2 protein-coding genes and 1 pseudogene are annotated in these 4,028 nt (G+C 68.7%); all 3 read right to left on the bottom strand.

The window, feature by feature from the left end; genetic code table 11:
* Positions 1-468: pseudogene (locus U9977_RS26225) on the bottom strand (3-oxoacyl-ACP synthase); the annotation flags it as partial.
* A 445-nt stretch (positions 469-913) separates the two neighbouring features.
* Complete coding sequence (locus tag U9977_RS26220) at positions 914-2,152, bottom strand: DNA polymerase III subunit delta' (RefSeq protein WP_322751952.1); 1,239 nt, start codon at positions 2,150-2,152, stop codon at positions 914-916.
* Between the two features lie 97 nt (positions 2,153-2,249).
* A partial coding sequence (gene tmk, locus U9977_RS26215) for a dTMP kinase (protein ID WP_322751951.1) occupies positions 2,250-4,028 on the bottom strand: 1,779 nt, incomplete at its 5' end.

Below are 4,028 nucleotides of genomic sequence, written 5' to 3'. Positions count from 1 at the left end.
GATGTCCGACATCCGTTCGGTGCCGATTACCAGAACGTATCTTGCGCTGCCGGCGACCACCATGTCGCTGGCCACCGCGAGGGCATGGCAGAAACCCGCGCACGCGGCCGAGAGATCGAATGCGGTCGCGTTCCGCGAACCGAGTCGGCCGGCCACCTCGGTCGCCACCGACGGCGACTGTGTGACATGGGACATGGTGGCGACCACGATGCACCCGACGTCCGCTACTTCGATTCCGGCACTGGCCAGGGCTTTTCCACCGGCGCTTGCAGCCATTGCGCCCAGTGATTCATCCGCGGTCGCGAATCGCCGGCTACGAATACCGGAGCGGGCTTCTATCCACTCGGGTGTCGACTCTATCTGTTGGCAGATTTCGGAATTGAGGACCACTTTCATGGGCCGGTAGGCGCCCACCCCGAGAATCCGACTGCCGGTGGGGCGGAGCCGGGTATGAATGATTCCATTCATCGGCGGGCCGCCGATGAGCCGGCTGGGGAGATACTTTCTCCGGTCCGTACCGTGCGCGGAATCCCACGTTCCATGTCGTATTCCCCCAGGGAGTGGTGAGGCCGGGCGGCCTCGGCGGCGGGCGAATCAGTGGTGCGAATATAATGGTCATATTGGCCGGAAATGAACGGCATCCGCATGTGAGGTATGGCACCCTGGCGGCTGATTTATATCAATAGATCCGGCCTGGGAAATTCTGTACCGACTACTGCCTTATCATACTGTATCCGCTGATGTCGGGCGACAAAATGGGCGGAAAACGCCGGCTGCGCAGCGGCGGGCCATGACCTTGGGTCTATCCGATGGATCTTCGATCGCTTCGCCCCCCCACCCGAACGCTTCGAGTTCGTGCGGGTCCCTGCTCTCGATGCCCAGAAGGCGCATCGACCGATATCCATCGGGCGCTCTAACCGGTCCGCAGATCGAGGGTGAGTGCTTCTACGGTGAGTAGCGGGACGAGGCCGGGATTGGCCGCCAGGGTCCGCCGACACCGCAGGACGGCCTCGAGTCGACGCAGCGTCTGCTCCGGGGTGGACGTCCGCGCCTCCTCCGCCACGGCAACGCCGTGGTCCGGGTGAATCGCCTCGACCGGTGCGCCGAGCTGCCGCACCAGGACGTCGCGGTACCAGCCGGCGAGGTCGAGCAGGGCCCGGTCAAGGGAGTCCAGGACAGTCCGTCGTCCACGGCTCTTCTGTGTCTTCTCCAGCTCCTTGAGAGCTCCGGTGGCGCCCCGGACGGTCAGGGCACGGGCCTTTGCACCGGGCTTCGGCGCCCGAGCGCGTTTCGCCGTCGTCCCGGCGGATGTCGCACCCACACCGAGCGCGGTCTTCAGAGCGTCGGTCTCAGCGTCGTCGCGGGTCGTGTTCGCCGCTTCGGCGTCGGCGTTCGCCGCCGCCACCAGGTCCGCGGCCGCGGCGAGACAGTCCCCGGTGCGTTGCAGGCGGGTCGGGAGGCGCAGCACCTCGGCGCGCCGGAGCCGCGTCGCCTCGTCGGTGGCCAGCGCCCGGGCTCGGTCCGCATCGCCCATGGTCGCCTGGGCCGCGAGCCGGGCCTGAGCGGGATCCACCCCGTCGTGCTCCAGCATGCCGGCGACCTGCGCGGGGGTGGGAAGGCGCAGCGCGACCACCCGGCAGCGGGACCGCACGGTCGGCAGGACGTCGTCGACCGACGGTGCGCACAGCAGGAACACCGACCGTGTGGCGGGCTCCTCCAGCGCCTTGAGCAGCGCGTTGGCGGCCTGGTCGGTGAGCCGGTCGGCGTCCTCGAGCAGCAGGACTCGCCAGCGGCCGGATGTCGGTGCGCTGGCTGCATCGCGGACGAGCTCCCGGATGTCCTTGACTCCCAGCGACAGGCCTTCTGGACGCACGGTGCGCAGATCGGCCGCGGTGTCTGTCAGTACGGTGTGACACCCGTTGCACTCACCGCATCCTGGGGGTGAATTTTTGCAGTTCAACGCCGCGGCGAAGGCGCGCGCCGCCATCGAACGCCCAGCGCCCGCGGGGCCGGTGAACAGCCATGAATGCGTCATGCTTGCACGGGCCGCGGGACGGGCATCAGTCGCGGTCACCCCGGCGGCCGCGCTGGCCGCGCCCGCGAGGATCTCGACGACCGGAGCCTGGCCGATCAGGACATCCCAGACGCTCACCGGTCCATTGTCCGACTCCGTTGGTCGGCGGTTACCGGCGGGCCGTCCGGCGACCGGCGAAGCGCCGTCTGGACGGTTGGGAGACGGTCGGGAGGAGCTACCGGGCCGATGGGGCTCTCTTCGTTGTTGCGCGATCGGGCGGCATGTCGGGTGCTACGGATGTTGGCGGCACGGTGTTCGGTGGCACGGTGTCTATTGGCATGTTGTTCGGTGGCACGCTGTCTGGCTGCACGCTGTCTGGCCGCACGGTCTCGGCCGGTGTGGGCTGCATGTGTGGGTCCGCGGCGACCGGGTCGAGATCAGTGCGCAGCCGCTCGCTGATGACGTGGCGGATCTCACTGTGCAGTGTCTGCGGCGGCCGGTTCCCGTCGAGGACCACATAGCGGCCGGGCGCGCTGTCGGCGAGCCGGCGAAACCCGTCGCGCACCCGTTCGTGGAAGGCGACCTGTTCCGCCTCGATCCGGTCGAGGCCGGCCGTGGGCTTGGTCGCCGGCCCGGCCGGATCGACACTTGAGCCGACCGTACCGACCCGTTCCCGGACCCGACGCAGGCCGATCTCAGCGGGCAGGTCGAGCAGGATCGTGAGGTCGGGGACCAGGGCCTGGGTGGCCCACCGCGACAGCGCCGCGACCTCGTCCGCCCCGAGCCGGCGCCCGGCGCCCTGGTAGGCGATGGACGAGTCGATGAAGCGGTCGCTGATCACAATCGCACCCCGGGCCAGTGCCGGCTCGATGACCCGGGTGACATGCTCGGCGCGGTCCGCGGCGTAGAGCAGCGCCTCGGTGCGCGGGTGCAGCCGTACCGAGGGGTCGAGCAGCAGGTCCCGCAGCGTAGCGCCGATGGTGGTCCCACCCGGTTCGCGGGTGATCACAACTTCGCGTCCGGACGACGCCAACCATGATCCCAACCGTTTGACCTGGGTGGATTTGCCGGATCCCTCACCGCCTTCGAGGGCTACGAACAGACCGGCGTGGCGAGGGCGTAGCGGTGTGCTGCCACGGCCCAGCAGGGCGTTCCAGAGTTCGGGCAGGACTGCGATGCCCGAGCGTTGGTCCATCTGCCGGTAAGCGAACAGGCCGACGGCCACCGCGAGCATGCCGGCGGCGAGCAGGACGATCGTGACCCCGTCGGCGCGGAGATGGACGCTGCCCCACAGGCTGATGCGGTGTGCTCCGATGAGGCCCACCAGCGCGGGCGCGGCGGCCAGCACCAGGAGCAGATCAATGCGGACCAGGGACTGGACCAGCGCGAATGTCCGCCCGCGCAGCTCGTCGCTCACCTCCGCCTGCAACAGAGTGTAGCCGGTTACCCACGCGATCCCGGCGAACATGCCGACGAGGACGACAACGACGCAGGCCAGCACGAGGTTGGGCATGACCGCCACCGCCAGCATGGCCACCCCGGCGGCGGTGACGCTCAGGCCGAAGAGACGGGAGCGACTGAAGTCACCGAGCAGCCGCGGTCCCAGCGCCATCCCGGCGGCAAGCCCCACGAACACCGCACCGAACAGGACGCCGTACGCGGAGTCACCGCCGCCCAGAATCTGGACGTAGAGTCGCCCGAGCGCCACCACGCACCCGGCTCCGGCGAACCCGCCGAGAATACCGATCACCAGACCGCGGACCAGCCGGTTGTGGCCGACGAACCGCCAGCCTTCCGTGATCGACGACCACAGGCCCAGATGCTGGTCGGTGCGTTGGTGCTCGGCCCGGCCGATCCCGCGTAGCCGGAAGATCACGATCGCTGATACCAGGAACGTCGCCGCGTTGAAGAAGAGTGCGAGGTCCAGCGGGGAGGTCTGAAAGAACGACACGCCGGACGCCAACGCACGCGACAGGGTGGCCAACAGTGAGAAGATCGCTGCACCCAGTGGCGC

This window comes from Protofrankia sp. Cas8 (genome assembly GCF_963555845.1).
GTDB lineage: Bacteria > Actinomycetota > Actinomycetes > Frankiales > Frankiaceae > Protofrankia.
Note: the sequence above shows the minus strand (reverse complement) of the source record. Positions and strands in the feature narration are given on the sequence as shown.